The sequence below is a fragment of the Thalassobius sp. MITS945101 genome, from assembly GCF_047123305.1.
Lineage (GTDB): Bacteria > Pseudomonadota > Alphaproteobacteria > Rhodobacterales > Rhodobacteraceae > Thalassobius.
In genome coordinates this window covers 3,996,248-4,013,661 of sequence record NZ_CP138918.1, presented here as the reverse complement: position 1 = coordinate 4,013,661, position 17,414 = coordinate 3,996,248, and the positions used below count along the sequence as shown (strand labels likewise).

The 17,414-nt window shown below is 58.3% G+C and carries 12 protein-coding genes and 1 pseudogene; 11 read left to right on the top strand and 2 right to left on the bottom strand.

Annotation, left to right across the window (positions count from 1 at the left end; translation table 11 throughout):
- Nucleotides 1-8: 8 nt before the first annotated feature.
- Nucleotides 9-689: an alpha/beta fold hydrolase gene (locus SIC14_RS19625; RefSeq protein ID WP_412565903.1), complete on the top strand. Its 681-nt coding sequence runs from the start codon at nucleotides 9-11 to the stop codon at nucleotides 687-689.
- Nucleotides 689-1,384 carry an RraA family protein gene (locus SIC14_RS19620; RefSeq protein WP_412563590.1) on the top strand — a complete coding sequence of 232 codons (696 nt, stop codon included), beginning with the start codon at nucleotides 689-691 and terminating at the stop codon, nucleotides 1,382-1,384. Before SIC14_RS19625 ends, SIC14_RS19620 begins: the two co-directional genes overlap by 1 nt.
- Before the next feature lie 156 nt (nucleotides 1,385-1,540).
- On the opposite strand, the gene SIC14_RS19615 is transcribed toward SIC14_RS19620, so the two are convergent.
- Nucleotides 1,541-3,166 (bottom strand): IclR family transcriptional regulator C-terminal domain-containing protein, encoded by a 1,626-nt coding sequence (locus SIC14_RS19615; RefSeq protein ID WP_412563589.1) that lies wholly within the window; start codon nucleotides 3,164-3,166, stop codon nucleotides 1,541-1,543.
- A 1,457-nt stretch (nucleotides 3,167-4,623) separates the two neighbouring features.
- On the opposite strand from SIC14_RS19615, the gene SIC14_RS19610 reads away from it, so the two are divergent.
- From SIC14_RS19610 to SIC14_RS19570, 9 genes are all read left to right on the top strand, one after another.
- Complete coding sequence (locus tag SIC14_RS19610; protein WP_412563588.1) at nucleotides 4,624-6,618, top strand: TonB-dependent receptor domain-containing protein; 1,995 nt, start codon at nucleotides 4,624-4,626, stop codon at nucleotides 6,616-6,618.
- Between the two features lie 232 nt (nucleotides 6,619-6,850).
- Nucleotides 6,851-7,618: a helix-turn-helix transcriptional regulator gene (locus SIC14_RS19605; RefSeq protein WP_412563587.1), complete on the top strand. Its 768-nt coding sequence runs from the start codon at nucleotides 6,851-6,853 to the stop codon at nucleotides 7,616-7,618.
- Nucleotides 7,619-7,827: 209 nt separating this feature from the next.
- The gene (locus tag SIC14_RS19600; protein WP_412563586.1) at nucleotides 7,828-10,050 is read left to right on the top strand and encodes a TonB-dependent siderophore receptor; all 2,223 of its coding nucleotides are present in this window, start codon (nucleotides 7,828-7,830) and stop codon (nucleotides 10,048-10,050) included.
- A gap of 14 nt (nucleotides 10,051-10,064) precedes the next feature.
- Nucleotides 10,065-11,033: an ABC transporter substrate-binding protein gene (locus SIC14_RS19595; protein ID WP_412563585.1), complete on the top strand. Its 969-nt coding sequence runs from the start codon at nucleotides 10,065-10,067 to the stop codon at nucleotides 11,031-11,033.
- Complete coding sequence (locus SIC14_RS19590) at nucleotides 11,030-12,037, top strand: FecCD family ABC transporter permease (RefSeq protein ID WP_412563584.1); 1,008 nt, start codon at nucleotides 11,030-11,032, stop codon at nucleotides 12,035-12,037. Before SIC14_RS19595 ends, SIC14_RS19590 begins: the two co-directional genes overlap by 4 nt.
- Entirely contained in the window at nucleotides 12,034-13,059 is a 1,026-nt protein-coding gene (locus SIC14_RS19585; protein ID WP_412563583.1) for a FecCD family ABC transporter permease, read from the top strand. Before SIC14_RS19590 ends, SIC14_RS19585 begins: the two co-directional genes overlap by 4 nt.
- Before the next feature lie 2 nt (nucleotides 13,060-13,061).
- Nucleotides 13,062-13,835, top strand: coding sequence for an ABC transporter ATP-binding protein (locus tag SIC14_RS19580; RefSeq protein WP_412563582.1), 774 nt, complete (start codon nucleotides 13,062-13,064; stop codon nucleotides 13,833-13,835).
- A gap of 27 nt (nucleotides 13,836-13,862) precedes the next feature.
- Nucleotides 13,863-14,900 carry a siderophore-interacting protein gene (locus SIC14_RS19575; protein ID WP_412563581.1) on the top strand — a complete coding sequence of 346 codons (1,038 nt, stop codon included), beginning with the start codon at nucleotides 13,863-13,865 and terminating at the stop codon, nucleotides 14,898-14,900.
- Nucleotides 14,901-15,003: 103 nt separating this feature from the next.
- Complete coding sequence (locus SIC14_RS19570) at nucleotides 15,004-15,648, top strand: TetR/AcrR family transcriptional regulator (protein ID WP_412563580.1); 645 nt, start codon at nucleotides 15,004-15,006, stop codon at nucleotides 15,646-15,648.
- 406 nt (nucleotides 15,649-16,054) lie between these two features.
- Here SIC14_RS19570 and SIC14_RS19565 read toward each other — a convergent pair.
- Nucleotides 16,055-16,802: pseudogene (locus tag SIC14_RS19565) on the bottom strand (IS5 family transposase); the annotation flags it as partial.
- Between the last annotated feature and the right edge of the window lie 612 nt (nucleotides 16,803-17,414).

Here is a 17,414-nt window from a genome sequence, read left to right as displayed (position 1 = left end):
CCTTGGTGATGATCCCTGGCATGATGTGTGACGCCCGGCTCTGGGCGCCGCAGGTGGCGGCCTTTTCAGCGGGGCGCAGCGTGGTGCTGGCCGATATTTCCTTTGCGGAGACTGTGGAAGATCTGGCCGCGGGCGTCCTGCGTAACGCACCAGAGCGGTTTGCGCTGGCGGGGCTGTCGATGGGCGGGATTGTCGCGATGGAGGTGCTGCGTCAGGCGCCGCACCGGGTGGAACGGCTGGCGCTGTTGGACACCAACCACAGGGCAGAGCTTGACGAGGTGAAATCCAACCGGTTGCCGCAGATCGCGGCGGTGAAGACAGGCCGACTGGCTGAGGTGATGCGCGAAGAGATGAAACCGCGCTATCTGGGCTACGGGGCCCGGCGCGGCGACATTCTGGCGCTTTGCATGGATATGGCGCTGGATCTGGGGCCGGAGGTGTTTCTGCGCCAGTCCGCCGCGCTGATGGCGCGCCCGGATCAGACGCTGGTGCTGCGCAACACACGGGTGCCGACGCTGGTGCTGTGCGGCAGCGGCGATGTGCTCTGCCCTGTGTCGCGCCATCAGGAGATGGCCGCGTTGATACAGAACGCTACTTTGGAAATGATTGAGGGCGCGGGGCATTTGCCACCGCTGGAACGCCCGAATTTAACAAATGCCGCGATGGAACGCTGGCTGGAGGAGACGTGATGACGCCAACCCTATTGGAGCTTTTGCGGCGGGTGGATACGCCGACGGTTTGCAATGCCATCGAGGTTGCCCAGGGCAAACGCGGCTTTGACCGGTTTACCCGCGGCACGATGCTGTGTTCGGACCCCGATGGCGGCGCGATGGTTGGTTATGCCAGCACGGCCAAAATCGCTGCCGTTGCCCCCCCGACAGAACCCGCAGAGGTGATCAAAGCCCGGCGCATGGCCTATTACAAGCATATGTCCGAAGGGCCACGACCTGCCATCACCGTGGTGGAGGATTTGGACTTCCCAGACTGCATCGGTGCGTTTTGGGGGGAAATCAACACCACCGTTCACAAAGGTCTGGGCACCAGCGGCGCCCTGACCAATGGTGTCATGCGCGATCTTGGCGATTTGCCTGACGCATTTCCGGTGGTCGCGGGCTCTGTCGGGCCAAGCCACGGGTTTGTCCATGTGCGTGAGATCGGCACTGAGGTTGAGATTTTTGGCCTGCGCATCCGTGATGGCGACTTGGTGCATGCCGACCGGCACGGTGCTTTGGTGATCCCAACCGAGGTGATTGACCAGCTGGAAAACGCCATCCGTAAATTGCTGGAAACGGAACAGCTGATCTTAGAGCCAGCGAAACAGGACGGTTTCGATTTCGAGGCTTTTGAACAGGCGTGGGCGGCTTTTGAAGCAGCGCGGACTTAAGCCATATTGCGTTTGTTCGCAGCGCTTTTGCCGACTCCGCAACGGAGGGTCGTTTCGAGGTTCACATGTCAGATGCCTCAACGCGCACCAGCCTTTGCTGACACCTAGGGGCAGGTGCGGGAAACAACCCTAATTATTGCGGTGGTTGCCCCAAATCTATGAAATCATTTGATTTCTTGGGCCGAGGAAATTTTGCGGCAAGGGAACGACGAAGGCACATCCGTTCAAAGGGGCCTGGTCCAGAACGGCCTGGGGCAGGTCCCGCACCTCAGACGTCACCATCAGATCTGTGCCGTCCCTGCCGCCCAGCACAAGGCCAGTTGGATAGCAGACAGGCAAGTTTGCCCTGGCGAGCTCGTCTCCATTTACACTCAACTTTACCAGCGACCATCCTCGGGCCATCGCGACGATCAGATTTCCTTGCCGGTCAATCGCCATCGATTGAGGGTACCCAGAAGCGGAGGTGAAGGTCTTGAACTGTTGAAGACGTTTGGAGTTGAGGCTGTAGCAGAAGATCGACCGGGAGGCTTCAAACCCGACATAGACAGATCTGGAATGTCGGCAATAGGCAAGGCAGCTGGCCCGATGCTGAAAGCTGACCAGTTCTGTGTAATGGCCGTGCTCGCCAAAGAGGACCAGCTTATCAAGTCCAGACTGGTCGATCACACCAAGCAGATCATTTTCTGGCCCTGGGAAGGCACAACGGCAGGCACTGTCGAGTTGAACCTGCTTCCCGTTGCTGGTGTCGATGACAACATTGCCGCCCATGGAATAGAGCCGCCCATCGTGTCCCAGCACCACCCCGACCACTCCTTCGGCCGGTCTGAAGCAAGTGCGTTTGTTCTCTTTTGGGCTGGCGCGGTAGACCGCATTTTCTGTGGCATCAAACCAGATGAACTCCTGCGTATTCTCATCCCATTGTGGGGACTGGCTAGAAAGGCAGGTGGGGGCGCCATAAAGGATCGGCTGGTCCAACTGGGCCGGGGGTACCAGACTGGTGTTCAAGCCGATTTGAACTTTGTGGGCCGCTCCCATCAAAGCGCGCGCCAGTTCGGCAATCCGCTCCCCTTGAATCCGATAGTTTGGTCCGGCCACAGTCAAAGCAGCCAGCTGGCCGCCAGATGGTGAAAAGACCGGCACGCTGATCGAACAGTTCCCTGTGTTCACTTCACCTGCTTCTAAGGCGTAGCCCTTGCTGCGAATGTCCGCCAATTCGTCAAGCAGGGCTTGTTGGTCAAAACCAGAGGTCTGGTCTTCAGCCGCATGTATCTTCTTGAGTTGCCGGGCCAATCTGCTTCGATCCATGAAAGCCATCAGTGCGCGGCCTGCCGAGGAAGATTCGAATTTGAGCACGGTCCCTGGCGCAACGCTGTCGTGTTCCAGGTGGCTGCTCAACTCAACCCCAAGAACCACCGCTTCGCCTTCAAGATCAAAGGTGCAATAGGTCGACTCGCCACATTCATTGCGGAGTTCCATAATCTCGGGCAAACACCGCCGCAGGAAATCCTGATTGCGGATTGCGTTCTTGAAATTGTGCAGCATGGCATAGCGATAGCGCAGCCTTGTATTGGTTGGGTCCAACTCGGCCACAGCAGAGGTTATCAGGTTTGCAATCGCGCTCTTGGTTCTGCCTTCGTCGTGTTCAAACAGTTCGGAGGCCTCCTCTTTGCTGACCCCTTCACGGCTTTGCATCAGCAAAGAGAACAGCTTGAAGGCATCCGCAACCGCTGTAGCGGTTGGTGCGTCGATGTGTTTGCTCGGCTGGGCCGCCATTTCCTTCATGAATGTACCGACCTTTCATTCCTGGGATCCCGCTTTTGGCACGCTGCAAACCTTCATTAACTGTAGCCCCAGATGTGACGGTGTCATAGCGGCGATGTGCCCGCGTGCACACAAATCTGGCGTCACTTTGACAACACGCTCAAACGCTTACCGCTTCGAGCCTAGCACACTTTGCTCGAAAATTGGCCCATCATGGATCACGCTTTCTCTTGGAAGGAGACGTTTTCTGAGATCAAGGTCCCGATCGCCATTCGAACCGAGAGTTATGCGGAATACGGAAACCAAAGGAGGGCCGGCCGCTTGCGCTTTAGAAACCAAAGCCGTGCATCGTTTTAGAACGGTATTGGTGAAGCCTACAGCCAAAGGCAGATTTTACGTAAGCGCTGCATCTAGCCCCCGTGTGGCTGTGTTCCAAAGCTTCGCAAGACGGGCATGTATTGGCGAAGCGCCAATACCAAAACACAAATAGATGAGCTTTCGGCCCGTCGCGGCTTATAGTCGTCTTCGCACGCATGACTTTGCAAATGTTCCTACCCGCGCGTTTCTGTTGCTGATCGCCCTATTTTCAAGAGAGCTCAGAACAATAACCATTTTGGTGAAGGGGGGTCAGTAAGGGCCGCGTGCTTGCTGAAAGCACAGCTCCAATCGGTGAGGCCTTTCCGGTGAAGGCAAGTAAACACTTCAACGGCAAACAAATTGAGAAGTCAGGGGAAGACAAGTTTGACTTGTGCAATTCGTCGTCAGCGATAGCAAAGACAATTGCGGGCAATAAAAAGCCGGTAGGCACTCTGTTCGCTAGACATGGCCCTTGGGGCCAGTAAGAGCAGCGATCCTCCCCACTGAGGTGGTCCGTCCTTATCGTTGGGAACCGGAGGATCGATGATGGGAACTTCACGACACGCTACATTTTCCCGAACGGTAAATATAGCGTCGTGCTGTGAGCAAAGAATCTCCGAAATTCCTCCGTTGCTTGGTGAGAGCAGGTAAAATAATCATCGAACTTGCGTTTAGCACCAATGGGTACGGAGCGATTTTGCCTTCTTCGGCCACCCAGAAAACCACTGCGCAATATAACTGGTGCTGGCTAAGTCGTGTACGAACGAACCAAGGCATTGCGATCAAATGGCCTAATCTTCATGTGTTTTGATTTGATGCAACCAGCCAATCTGAGTTTGCCGGTATGTAACAACCATACTTCTGTTGCCCGTTCGTGATCTCAGAAACCCATGGCTTGCGCTGACGCAACGTTGAGATGTTTGCCGAAGCGACACAGCCTTTTGGCTTCTGGACAGAAATGCATCGTTTTTGACCCTTTTGTTGCAATGGCGTCACCGGAATTTCGGTCAATGTCCTGTCACATTTCCTTTTGCATCTGACCGCCTTAATTCGCCCCTAGCCAGGTCATTGCGCTCCCTCCGCGCGCCCAGCAAGAGCGTTGATTTTTGGGGACTTGAGACATGACCTTGACCGCACGTGCGCTGCTATTGGCCAGCGCCGCCACTTTAACCGCTGCTCCTCTTTGGGCGCAGGATGCCGATGACGTCACCCTGCTGGAAGAGATCCGCATTGAAACCGACGCAGCGCAATCGCTGCTCGGCAATGCCGAGATCACCGCTGAGGAGATCGAGAACCGCAATCCCGCCAGCCTGCAGGATGTTTTTGCGGGCGAAACTGCCGTGACCGCCAGCGGTGGTGCGGCCATTGGCCAAAAGGTCTATGTGAACGGGATCGAGGAAAGCCTCTTGGCGGTGACCATCGATGGCGCCCGTCAGAACAAATCGGCCTTTCACCACACTGGCAATGTGCTGATTGATCCGGAGCTGTTGAAAACGGTTGAGGTCACATCCGGTCTTGCCCCGGCCGACGCAGGGCCGGGCGCTCTCGCGGGGACAATTGCCTACACCACCAAAGACGGCCGGGATCTGCTGGCGGCCGGTCAGACCTTTGGCGGCTACGCCTCCTACACCTACGGCACCAACGGTTTTGGCAACCGTGGCTCACTGGCGTTGTTTGGCCAGCAGGGTTCGGTGGACTATCTGTTCAGCCTGGCCCGTCACAAAGGGGATGACTACGAGGATGGCAGCGGCGCCGTGGTTGAGGGCACCCAGGCTGACCTGACGGACTACAACGTCAAGGTCGGCGTGAGCACCCAGAACGGGGCACGTCTGAGCTTTGCGGCCTCCCAGACAAAAGACACCGGCCTGCGCGCTGCGCAGCCGGGTCCGTTCGGGGCACTGTTTATCCGCCCAGATTTCTTCGGGGTGTTGGATCGCACCACAGGTGCCCCCGTTGCCAACGTGTTGGTTGAAGGCCTGTCGCGGCGCGAATCCTATACGGTGACCTATGACAGCGAAGGGGCCGAGGGTGGTGTCTCCCCGTTTGCGCAGCTCTCTTACAACGAACAGGAAATCGATGCGATTGGTGTAGCCGGCATCAACAAAAGCCTGAGCGGCGTGATCAAAGAAGATTTCGAGTTGTCCAATGGCAACGTGACCGCTGGTGTCGATTTTTTCCGTGAAACCGCAGAGGGCTGGATGGGGCCAGCGATCCCGCCAACCATGGGTGGCGGCACTGAGAAGTTGCAGAACGTCGGTGTCTTTGCGCAGGCCCGTCAGGATCTTGGCGAGCGGATCTCGGCCTCCTATGGGGCGCGTTTCGACATGCAGAAGTTTGAGGCTGCAGATGGCTCAACGTTCAAATCCAGCGGTGCCAGTGTCAATGGTTCGGTGGATGTGATCCTGAGCGACGCCTTGACGCTGAACGCCGGTGTCGCCTCGACTTGGGGCGGTTATGAACTGGGCGAAGCGGCGCTGATCAACTTCTTCGGGCCATGGGATTATACCGGTTTCACCACCTCGCAATCGAAATCGGCTCGTCTTGGTTTGCGCTATGAAATGGGGGCGCTTGAACTGAGTGGTGCATTCTTCCGCACCGAAATTGACGACATCAACGCAGTACTTCCGTCGCGCGGGGCCCGTGGGGCGACCGCTGACGTTACCACCCAGGGCTTTGATGCGGCGCTGCGCTATGAAATGGACAACGGCTTTGTTGGGGTGAACTACACCTTTGCCGATGTGCAGATGGCGGGCGATGAGATCAACTCGCGCAGCTATTATCTGGGCCGTCCGATGGGGCACATCTTTGGTCTGGAGGCGGCCCTGGAGGCAACCGAAAGCCTGCGGATTGGCGGCAGCGCGGAGATCGCGCTGGACTATGACGCCACCGACAGCATCGCGGGTATGGGGCCGTTGGAAGGTTACGAAGTGGTGAATCTCTTTGCCGAATACACCCCACCGTCGCTGGACCAGCTAAGCCTGCGTTTCGAAGTGCGTAACCTGTTGAACGAAACCTTCACCACCCGTGGGGCGGATGGCGACGGGACCACTCAGGACATCACCCCGCTGACCGAGCCGGGGCGGACTTTCGCGCTGACAGCAAAAATGAACTTCTGATCCGCTAGATCTGAGACTTGGAAACGGGCGCCGGGCGCGCCCGTTTGCCACAGCCGAACCGGATTGCACCGGTCCAAGGAATGCCGTAAGGCTGTCCCCACTGTGATTGCCCGCCCAGGAGCCAGCCCTTTTTTCACGACAGGTCGGAAGCGGGTGAGGCGCAGCAGTGGCAATTCAACATTACCCTGGAAATTTGCGGATTGGTGTTCTGGACGGAACGCCGAAAGTCAGTGTGAGCACTGCACCGCATCGGGCCGTCCCCAAGGTCAAAGTGCTGGTGTTGCTCAGCGGGTTCCACCGCTTCATGGTCAACGCACAAACGGTTGATCTTGATGCCTCCGAACATCCCGCAGCCGTGACGCTTACCTTGCCGGACGGCGGGCAGATTTGTCATCTGGAGCGCAGAGGCGAGCCCTATCGAAAATTGGCGATTGCCGCCGATTGGGACTGGTTTGAGGCGTTCACCGCGTTGGAAACCCCTGAAAATCCTTTCAAACGCAGTGCAGAGGACGCACTGGCAAATCTTTGGCGCCCGGATCAAGAAGTGGTGCGTTTGGCGACGCAGATCGTTTTGCCACCTCCCATGCGCTCGGCAGCAGAGGTCGAGCTTTACCGCATGGCGCGTGGCACCGACATTCTGCGCCGTGTCGCCGGCGCTGTTGCCGGTGGTGCGGCCCATTCACCTGAAAACATTGCAGAAAGCATTCGTCAGACGCTGGTACAGTCGCCAAGAAACAACCGCATTGTTGAAGAGCTGGAGGCCAGCCTCGGGTTGAGCCAGCGGTCGCTTCAACGGCATTTCAAACAGGCGTTTGGCCTGACAATTGCGGGCTATCAGCGGCATCTTTTGTTGCAATTGGGGCACCGGGCGCTTTGTGAAGACGGGGCCAGCATCGCCGAGGCGGCATCGCTTGCGGGCTATTCTTCGACCGCCAATTTCACCACGGCTTTCCGGCACGCTTATGGCGTCACCCCCAAGGTGCTGCAGCGGGGGGCTTAGGGTCGAAACGCAGCAGATCGCACAAATCCTGAGCGTTTTTGTTGCGATAGCGTTGACATGAATAATTATTCACATTATCGGATCGACTATCCTACGGGACCCAGCCAGGACTGCTGTGCGCAGACAAGCCCCTCCCTCGACAATCTGATCCCAAAACGTTCTCCCGCTGTGGAGGGCGTCCCTTCGACACATACGCTCCGGAGGTCGTTTTGACTCGTCTGCGCATCCTTTCTCTGTCATCCCTGCTGATGACATCCACCTTCCTCGCCCCAAGCGCCTTGATCGCGCAGGAGCTGGAAGGCGACGTAATTCACCTTGGCGAAGTTGTTCTGCGCGCCATCAATGACGGTGGCGCAGGGGTGTCCCCTGCGCAGGCGGCCAACACTGCCGGGTCCCGTGTTCCAGTGAACCCCGAAGATCTGCCGCGTGCCGTGACCGTTTTGCCGCGCGAACTGTTTGAAGCACAGGGGGCGCGGACGATGGAAGAAACCGTGGCCTATAGCCCCGGCATCGTGACCGAGACCTACGGGCAGGACAATCGCTACGACGAATACGTCCTACGCGGCTTCGAAGCTCAGATCGGCGGCGCCTACCGTGATGCCATGCCGCTGCGCACAGTGGACCGGGCTTCGTGGCGGACCGAGCCATTTGGTCTGGAAAGTGTCAACATTCTGCGTGGCCCGACTTCTGATCTCTATGGCACCAACCAGCCCGGAGGCCTGACCAACGGGGTCAGCAAACGGCCCGAGTTCAGTTTCGCCGGTGAACTGCGTACCGTCTTCACTAGTGAAAAAGGTAAGGAAGCAGGCATCGACGTGACCGGTCCGCTGTCCGACAGGGTGGCCTATCGCCTGATTGCCTTGGTGAACGAGTCTGGCACCAACTATGACGCGGTGGACACCGGGCGGGTCTATATCGCGCCATCATTGACCTTCGAGCCCACAGATGAAACCCGTTTCACGGTTTACGGGCAGTATCAGAAAGACAATGTTGGCGACACCTATGTGCCGGTGCCGATGTATGGCTCACTGATGCCCAATCCGGTTGCGACCTATGGGCCGGGCACCTACACGGGCAACCCCGACTACAACACCATCGAAACCACACAGGGCTATCTTGGCTATGAGCTGGAACATGAGTTCACCCCTGGCCTCACCTTGATGAGCCGGGCGCGGGTGTCGAAAAACGACTGGCTGAACCAGACCGAGTTCCCTGCCGCCTTTGTCAATCTGAACACCGTGAACGGTCTGGCGCTGACCCCGAACGAAATCGACACCGCTTTGATGAGTGTGTTCGATGTGGATCAGCAGCTGGATCAAACCAGCGCGGACAATGCGCTCCTGTGGGAGTTTGACACCGGTGCGGCCTCGGGCACCCTGGCCTTTGGTCTGGACTACTACAAAGTCGATAGCGATACCGCGTTCTCCTACGGCTACCGTGGGGCCCGGGATCTGGAAACCGGTGCCTTGCTGGATCCAACCCTGAACCCAGGTCCCGCCCAGCTGGATTCGACCCGTGCGATCCAACTGGATCAGCTGGGCCTCTACGTGAACGGACATGCCGATATCGGGGATCGCTTTGTGCTCTCGGGTGGTCTGCGTCGGGACCGGGTGAGCTACGCTGCGCAGGGGGTGATGGAAGTGCCGGGCGCGACCATTCCGTTCGATCATGAAACCAAGGCAAACACCACCTCGGGCAATGTCTCTCTTGGCTACAAGGTTTCGGAAGACATGCTGGCCTATGGTTCTGTCTCACGCAGCTTCAACCTGCCACCAAGCGGGCTGAACAGCAGCTTTGAGGCGCTCGATATCGAAAAATCGACCTCTTACGAACTGGGGATGAAGTTCACCTCGGCAGATGCGCGCACCAGTTTTGGGGTTGCCGCCTTTGACATCACCAAAAACGATGTGGCTTTTGACGATCCCGGCAGCGCCCACCCGCTGATCTATACGCAGGTCGGCGAAGTGCGCTCGCGTGGGTTGGAGTTTGAAGCCACCCATGACTTCGACAACGGGCTGAGCCTGTTTGGCAGCTTCAGCGTTGTGGATGCCAAGGTCACGCAGGACGCGGTTTACGGCGGCAATCAGACCGCACGTGCGCCACGCTTCTCGGCTGCGCTCTTTGCCCAGTATGAGGTGCCGCAGGTCGAGGGACTCGCCGTCAGCTTTGGCGCACGTCACACCGGTGAGCGCTATTCTGACATTGCCAACGCCATCCAGCTGGAAGCGGTGACGCTTTATGACGCGTCGATCAGCTATGAATACGGGGATTGGCAAATGCTGCTGGCGGCACGGAACCTGACGGATGAGCAGTTCATTGGGTACTGTGGCGGTAACTTCCTGCCGCTGGGCGGCGGGTTGGACACCTATGCTGGTTCCTGTGTGCATGGTGCCGGGCGCGAGGTTTCGCTGACCCTGCGCCGCAGCTTCTGATCGGAGGTGATCGGATGCGCTGGCTCTGGCTTGCTGCTGTGACCTGTCTGGCGACGCCCCTTGCGGCGGAGCCTAGACAGATCGAGCACCGCTACGGCACCACAGAGATTGACGGCACGCCAGAGCGTGTCGTTTCTCTGTCCTTTATCGGTCATGACTTTCTGCTGACGCTTGGGGTGACCCCCGTGGCGCTGCGCTATTGGTATGGCACCCACCCCTATGGCGTCTGGCCCTGGGCACAGGAAGCTTTGGGCGCGGTGGAACCCGTTGTGCTCTATGGCGAAATCAACGTTGAACAGATCGCCAACCTGAAACCGGACCTGATTGTCGGGCAATGGTCGGGCATGACGGCAAATGATTACAGATTCCTGTCGCAGATTGCCCCCACCTTGCCGCCTCCTGTGGGTGAAGGGGACTATTCCGCAGCGTGGCAGGACATGACCCGTCAATTGGGTCTGGCGCTGAACCGCCAAGGTGAGGCAGAAGAGGTGATCGCGCGACTGGAAGGCCGTTTCGCAACTGTGCGGGACGCGCATCCCGAATGGGCAGGCAAATCCTCAGTGGTGGCCTGGCCACCGCGCATCGGGGCCTACACCAGCAAAGACCTGCGCAGCCGGTTCCTGACCGATCTGGGCTTTGCCCCGCAGAGTCAGGTTGACGCTCTGATCGGGGCAAACGCCTTTTTCGTGACGATCCCGCAAGAGGATCTGAGCGCCCTTGATGTGGACCTGCTGCTTTGGACCCATACCGCCAATCTGCCGCAGGCGCTGGACGGGATTGCACTGCGCAAAACCACACGGGCCTATCAAGAAGGGCGGGAGCTTTACGCCGACTACGACCTCACGGCTGCTCTGTCACACTCCAGCCCGTTGTCGCTGGATCACGCATTGGACCGGATCGTGCCGCTGATTGAGGCCGCGATGGATGGCGACCCCGCAACGGAGGTTGCAACCACCGCAATCGAAGGGGTGACCCCGAAATGATACTGTTGAAAAACAATCCGTTGTGGGCAACCGCTTTTGTGCTGAGCATCGGGGCGGCAATGGCGGCGCTGTCATTGGGCTTTGGGCAACGCAGCCTCGGCTGGTCTGACGTGCAGGCGGCGCTTTTGGCCTATGAAGCACAGAACCCTGATCATATCACCATCTGGGAGCTGCGGCTGCCGCGGGCGTTTGCCGCCATCCTGGGCGGCGGCGCCTTGGGGATTGCGGGGGCCTTGATGCAAGCGCTTAGCCGCAATCCCTTGGCCGATCCCGGCCTTTTGGGGGTGAACGGCGGTGCGGCGCTGGGCGTTGTGATTGCAATCTGGGGGTTGGGGCTGGCGGCGCAAGCGATGTTGGTGGTCCCCGCCTTGATCGGTGCCGCGCTGGCTTCGGCACTGGTGCTGCTGTTGGGCGGGGCCGGACGAAATGGTCCGGATCCGACACGGCTGGTGCTTGCCGGGGCTGCGGTGGGGGCGCTGTTTCTGGCGCTGACCTGGGCAATCCTCATTCTCAGCCGTGAAAGCCTGGACATCTTCCGATTTTGGGTACTCGGCAGCTTCACCGGCATCACCCTGACGGATCTGAAGGCCCTTCTGCCGCTTTATGCGGTTGCCTTGCCTGTGGCCGCTCTGGCGGCGGTGCTGCTGGCGCCTCTGGTGCTGGGCGATGACGCCGCACGCGCCCTTGGGGTGCGCGTCGGTCTGGCCCGTTGTGTGGCCTTTTTCGCAATTGTCTTGCTCTGCGGGACCACAGTGTCGATGGCCGGTCCGATTGCCTTTATCGGGTTGCTGGTGCCCCATCTGGTGCGTCCTGTACTGGGCGCGGACCTGCGGTTGCAGGCCTTGGGGTGCTTCATCACCGGCGCGGTTCTGGCGCTTCTGGCCGACACTTTGGGGCGGGTGATCCTGCCGGGACAAGAGATTGAAGCCGGGGCCATGATGGCGCTGATCGGCGGTCCAACCCTCATAATGCTGGTGCGCATGCGCAGGGAGGTGGTGCTATGAATGCCTTGATCCTGCAACTGCCTGTTTTGTCTTTCCGGCTGCCACGTCGGGTTCTGGTGGTCAATGTAGCGTTGCTTGCACTGGTGCTGCTGCTGGCTGTGAAAGCACTGTTTTCTGGTAGTTATCCGGTGAGTGCCTCGCAGGTGTTGGCCGCTCTACAGGGGCAGACAGATCCGGTGACCCAGATGATTGTGGTGGAGTATCGTCTGTCACGTGTGCTGACTGCAATTGGTGTCGGGCTGGCCTTTGGTCTGGCGGGCGAAATTGTGCAGACGCTGCTGCGCAATCCACTGGCCTCACCGGACATCATCGGGTTCACTGCGGGGGCTGGAACAGGGGCCATTTTTGCCGTCGCCTTTCTTGGCGGGACAGGCATGATCCTGACCGGCGCATTGCTCGGCGGGGCATTGGCCGCGGCTGCTGTGGTGGCGCTGGCCTGGCGCCGTGGCATTGCACCGGGGCAGGTGGTGTTGATTGGCATCGGCGTCACCCTGACCCTTGGGGTGGCCAGTGATCTGATGATGACGCGTCTTGATACCACCTCGGCTGCGACGCTGATGAAATGGCTGGTGGGGTCTCTACACAATCGCAGCTTCGAGGAGGTGGCGATTATCTGGGGCGGGCTCGTGGTTTTGCTTCCTCTAACCCTTTGGCATCAATTTGGCCTGTCCCGCGCGGCCTTGCCCGAAGAGGTGGCGCGGGGCCTGGGCATTGCATTGAACCGCAGCCGCCTGGTCAGCCTCGCGCTTGCGGTGGCGTTGGTGGCAGTGGCCGTTGCAGCGGCTGGACCGCTGCCCTTTGTCGCCTTTGTGGCAGGGCCGATCGCCCACGGGCTCAATCGGGCCCCACGCCCAACGCTGCTGACAGCGGGTTTGGTTGGCATTCTTATCACCTTGCTGGCAGATCTTGTCAGCCAGTCCCTGCCTGGCGGTCTGAGCCTGCCGGCCGGTGTCTTTACCGCTCTGATTGGTGCGCCAGTGCTGATCTGGGTTCTCATTCTCCAAGCAAGAAAGCAGCGTTGATCATGGCTCCACTCGTTGTTGAAACCCTGTCCCTGCGCTACGGCGCCACACCGGTTCTTGAGGACGTGTCCTTTGCTCTCCCGGCTGGGCAGATCACCGCCATCGTTGGTCCCAACGCCTGCGGGAAATCCTCATTGCTGCGCTGTCTGGCACGGCTGCAAGCGCCGAATGGCGGGCAGGTTCTCTTGGATGGGGCGCCCATCCAGAAGCAGAAAACCCGTGACGTGGCCCGCCAACTGGCTTTCCTGCCGCAATCCACCATTGCGCCGACCGGCATGAAAGTAGTGGACCTTGTACTGCGCGGCCGCACCCCACACCAGTCGCCGCTTCAACAGTTTACCCCCAAGGATCAGGCGCTGGTGCGTGATGCATTGGATCACGTCGGGTTGGCCCACCGGTCTAACGCCTATTTGGAAGACCTTTCTGGCGGCCAGTTACAACGGGCCTGGATTGCCATGGTGCTGGCACAGGACACGTCCATTCTGTTGCTGGATGAGCCGACCACCTGCCTCGACATGCCGCATCAGCTGGAAATCATGCAGCTGGTGCGCGACCTGCAGGCTGCCAAAGGGCTGACCGTGGCCATGGTGTTGCATGACATCAATCTGGCGGCGCGTTTCTGTGATCAGATCATTGCGATCAAAGACCGCGGTCTTGTCTGTCAGGGGCCCCCGTCCGAGGTGGTGAACGAGGCCAACATAGAAGCCATTTATGGCCTGGGCTGTTCGGTGATTGCCGATCCGCATCATGGTCATCCGCATATCATTCTGAAATAACGATAAGAGAAGATCTTAGGAGCTTTCATGACCCATCCCGTTCAGGTGCATTCGGACATTGCAGGGCTGGCCTTCCCGGCGATGCGTCAGCTGTTGCTGCATGAAGCCAATGAGCATGGCCTGCCGGTGCTGACACAGGAGGCGGATCATCTGATGGTCGGCTCTCCTTTCGGTGCGTTTGGTATCACGGCGCAGAGCACTGGCGTGCGTTTGCATGTGCGCGCGCAGACCAATGACAACCTCTTTGTCCTGCGCGACGCCCTGCTGGAACATCTGACCCATTTCCTGCCCGATGCGACCAATGGAATCCGTTGGTCGGACACGCCTGTGGCGGGGGCGCTGCCGCCGAACTTTCAGTTTGCCAAAGTGCTGGGCAAAGAGCCTCTGGCGGCGGATTTCTACCGGTTGCACCTCCAGCTGGAAAAGTATGACACCTTCACAGATGCAGCGATTCATTTCCGGTTTGTGCTGCCTGAACAAGGCAACGAAAGGCCGGAATGGCCCAGCCTGAAGGCGAACGGTTCCGTGGCCTGGCCACAGGGGGAAAAGACGCTGCACCGGCCGGTTTACACCGCCCGCCAGCTGGATCCTGCGACAGGGATCATGGTGGTGGATGTGTACCGTCACGACGGTGGCCGTATGACCGAACGGGTCAAACAGGTCTCAGAAGGCGCGGATCTGGCGTTGATCGGGCCCGGCGGTACCGGCGTTCTGGACCGTGCAGAGGTCACGCTTTGCGGCGATGAAACCGCCTATCCGGCGCTGGCGCGGATTGTCGAGAGCCTGCCGGAAGGCGCCAAAGCCAATGTGCTGTTGTCCAACCGCTCCGGTGCCCAGGACTATCCGTTCCCAGAACGCGCCGGGGTGCAGCTCAGGTGGATGACCGCACCGGAACCCGGTGCCTTCGCCGCCGCCGCGGCGGCACTCCATCGCGACCAGCCCGCGGGTTTCCTCTGGTTCGCGGCCGAGGCTGCAGAGGTGGCCGAGATGCGCAATCACATCAAGTCAGAAGGCTGGGCCAAGGACGATGTCTATGCCGCAACCTATTGGACACGCCCGCACTAAACGTCCCTGAGAAATAAGGCTGCGGGCCGTTGACCATATGGCCGGCCCGCAGCCATAACACGACGTGAAACCCGTTTCCCGTTAGCAAGAAAAAGCCAGCGATATGTCCAAAGCAAAGGCGCCTCTCTCCCGCCGTAAAGAAGCGCAGCAAGAACGCTCGCGGCAAAAGGTTGAGACCATTCTGACAGTGACCCGCGATCTGTTATCCGAAGGCCCGGCCGATAAGGTGACCACAATTTCAATCGCTGAGCGGGCAGGGATCAGCGTCGGGTCCCTGTATCAATTCTTCCCCAATAAACAGTCGATCTTTTACGAGCTGTTTCGCTGTTGGCTGGAGGACACATTGGAGGTTCTGGATCAGGTGCAGGCAGGGTTAACCGCGCAGCACAGCAAAGAAGACTGTGTTGATGCTTTCCTCGCGGCGTTGACCGAGCCCAAGCTAAACTCGATTCAGAACTGGAAACTGCGTCTGGCCATGAGCACCACAGAGGACTTGGTGGCACTGGAACAGCAACACCTGCGCGAAGTGATGAGCCGGGTGCAGGGGTTGCAGCGCCGTTTCGGCGCGCCGCCGCCCGCGGAATTGGAGCTGGAGCTGATGTTCCTGCAAAACGAGGTCACCTTGCGGTGCCTGTATTCGCTGTCCGCCATGGAACATTCGCCAAATCGCGACCGGCTTTATCAACTGTGCCGTAAACTGTTGCTACTCATCTACGACTACCCCAGTTGGGACGCTCTGCCAGACTAGGGCAGTGGGCCAGGCGTGGGCCGGTGTTCCAATTGAAAGTGGCAAGTCGGGAAAACGATGGAAAAGCAGAGGTTGCGACCAATGGCCTTTACGTTTTCAACACTGTGCCAAAACTTCTGGGCCAAGATCTCCAAAACGTTCCACCCAATTAGAAAGGCGGCAAAGCCGGCAGGCGGGATTGAGCGAAGAAAGGCTGGCCAATTCAGCTTGTCGAACTCTTTCTCTGTTTACACCGGGTGATCGGCTGAGCAGTCACAAACCGGAAAGTTCGTGCCCGTTTTGTCCTGGCCTTGAAGATAGATCTGCAACAGCCGCCCTAAGGATGCGCTATCAAACCGACTGTTTCAGACAATTCTGTTCGAATGATTATCAAAAACTCCTGCACCATGATTAGGCTCAGGACACATAGCCAGTAAATGACGATGGCTGCTAACGCGATAGCTGACAGGAGGATTTTCAGGCACCTGTAATTGCGGTTCACCAAGCGCCTTCAGTCTTTCGAACGTCCGGACATAGTCTTGATCCGGTTGGGTCGTTGGTAACGTCGCTTGTCGCATCGGAATGTGTTCTTCCGTTGCTTTCGGACTGGGATGCAGGCTCGTACCCATCTGTCTTTCACCGCAACTCGGAGCCGGTCGGCATCATTGCAGCGTTCCCCGAGCAGCCTATCTACTTTTGACATGCTGCCCACGAGAGCTCGTGCACCGATGTAATGGCTGACCTCTCCGGAAGTTACAAAGAGGTTCAAGGAGCGCGCTTGCCTGTCGTGGATGGTTTGCAGCCATGTGTTAACGCGGCCCTTGGTTCGGCCGATCAGACGGCCAGGTCCCGCCTTTCATTGCAAAACTGGACGCTGTGGGACGAGCTTTGTTGCGTTGATCATGAGCCTCTTCTCCTCACCTTGATCAGCTGTCAAACGCAACCAGCGTCGTGGGGAAACTACCCTTATCGCTCCACCGTTTCCAGAGATTGTAGAGTGGCTTGTGCGGGCGCTATTCTGGAAGCGCATCGATCTATCGTAATCCGTTGCGATTGATGAAGGTTATCCCATTCAAGACCCGGCGTTCGTCAACATGAGGCTTCCCGTGGGACTCAGGGTAGATAGGTCTCAGAGGGACCATGTACTCGTCGCTCAGCCAGAAAAGGTCAGACAAATTCACCATTTTTGGCAGCGGTGATTCACGCCGCACAGCAGAAATCAATCGGCCCGTAGCCCAACTATAGGGGAACATCCCTACGGCGGGGGAGGATCAGATATCAGAATAGGTCCATTCGCTTTGGAATTTCAAAAAGACAAGCCTATGAGCCAACCCAAGAGTGGAGCTCGGCGATGTTTCAGCCCAATGGAACTATATGCTTCGCTTCCAAAACAGCCCTGTTGCATTTGGTAAACAAGACAGCAAGCGTTGCTTGGGGCAGGTCAATCCCAAAGTTAATAGCTCTAACGCGAAAAAGGTGGGGCAGTGGACAGAAGGGGGACCAAGAGGTGGGGCCCGAAGCTTCAATTGCCTCAAGACACTAAATATAAAATACTATTCTGGGAAAGTGGTGCCCCACACGGAGTCTTAAAAGGCTGGTAATTATATGAATGAAAACTGAAATATCTTATATCTAAACGCGGGTACCCCTTGCTATGCCCCCATCTGTGAAATTGCCTCGGGTGCGAGTGCGAACGCCAGATTTGCAAATTGGCGCAAGCGTGCTTGTGTCAGCGAATATCAAATTTTTGTTGTAGATTGGAGATCCAAATGGGGCGATCCACTAAC

What these genes read in the sequence shown, in the direction of transcription:
- SIC14_RS19625 (WP_412565903.1), top strand. Translation starts at nt 9, where the DNA reads ATGATCCCTGGCATGATGTGTGACGCCCGGCTCTGGGCGCCGCAGGTG.
- SIC14_RS19620 (WP_412563590.1), top strand. Translation starts at nt 689, where the DNA reads ATGACGCCAACCCTATTGGAGCTTTTGCGGCGGGTGGATACGCCGACG.
- SIC14_RS19615 (WP_412563589.1), bottom strand. Translation starts at nt 3,166, where the DNA reads ATGAAGGAAATGGCGGCCCAGCCGAGCAAACACATCGACGCACCAACC.
- SIC14_RS19610 (WP_412563588.1), top strand. Translation starts at nt 4,624, where the DNA reads ATGACCTTGACCGCACGTGCGCTGCTATTGGCCAGCGCCGCCACTTTA.
- SIC14_RS19595 (WP_412563585.1), top strand. Translation starts at nt 10,065, where the DNA reads ATGCGCTGGCTCTGGCTTGCTGCTGTGACCTGTCTGGCGACGCCCCTT.
- SIC14_RS19590 (WP_412563584.1), top strand. Translation starts at nt 11,030, where the DNA reads ATGATACTGTTGAAAAACAATCCGTTGTGGGCAACCGCTTTTGTGCTG.
- SIC14_RS19585 (WP_412563583.1), top strand. Translation starts at nt 12,034, where the DNA reads ATGAATGCCTTGATCCTGCAACTGCCTGTTTTGTCTTTCCGGCTGCCA.
- SIC14_RS19580 (WP_412563582.1), top strand. Translation starts at nt 13,062, where the DNA reads ATGGCTCCACTCGTTGTTGAAACCCTGTCCCTGCGCTACGGCGCCACA.
- SIC14_RS19575 (WP_412563581.1), top strand. Translation starts at nt 13,863, where the DNA reads ATGACCCATCCCGTTCAGGTGCATTCGGACATTGCAGGGCTGGCCTTC.
- SIC14_RS19570 (WP_412563580.1), top strand. Translation starts at nt 15,004, where the DNA reads ATGTCCAAAGCAAAGGCGCCTCTCTCCCGCCGTAAAGAAGCGCAGCAA.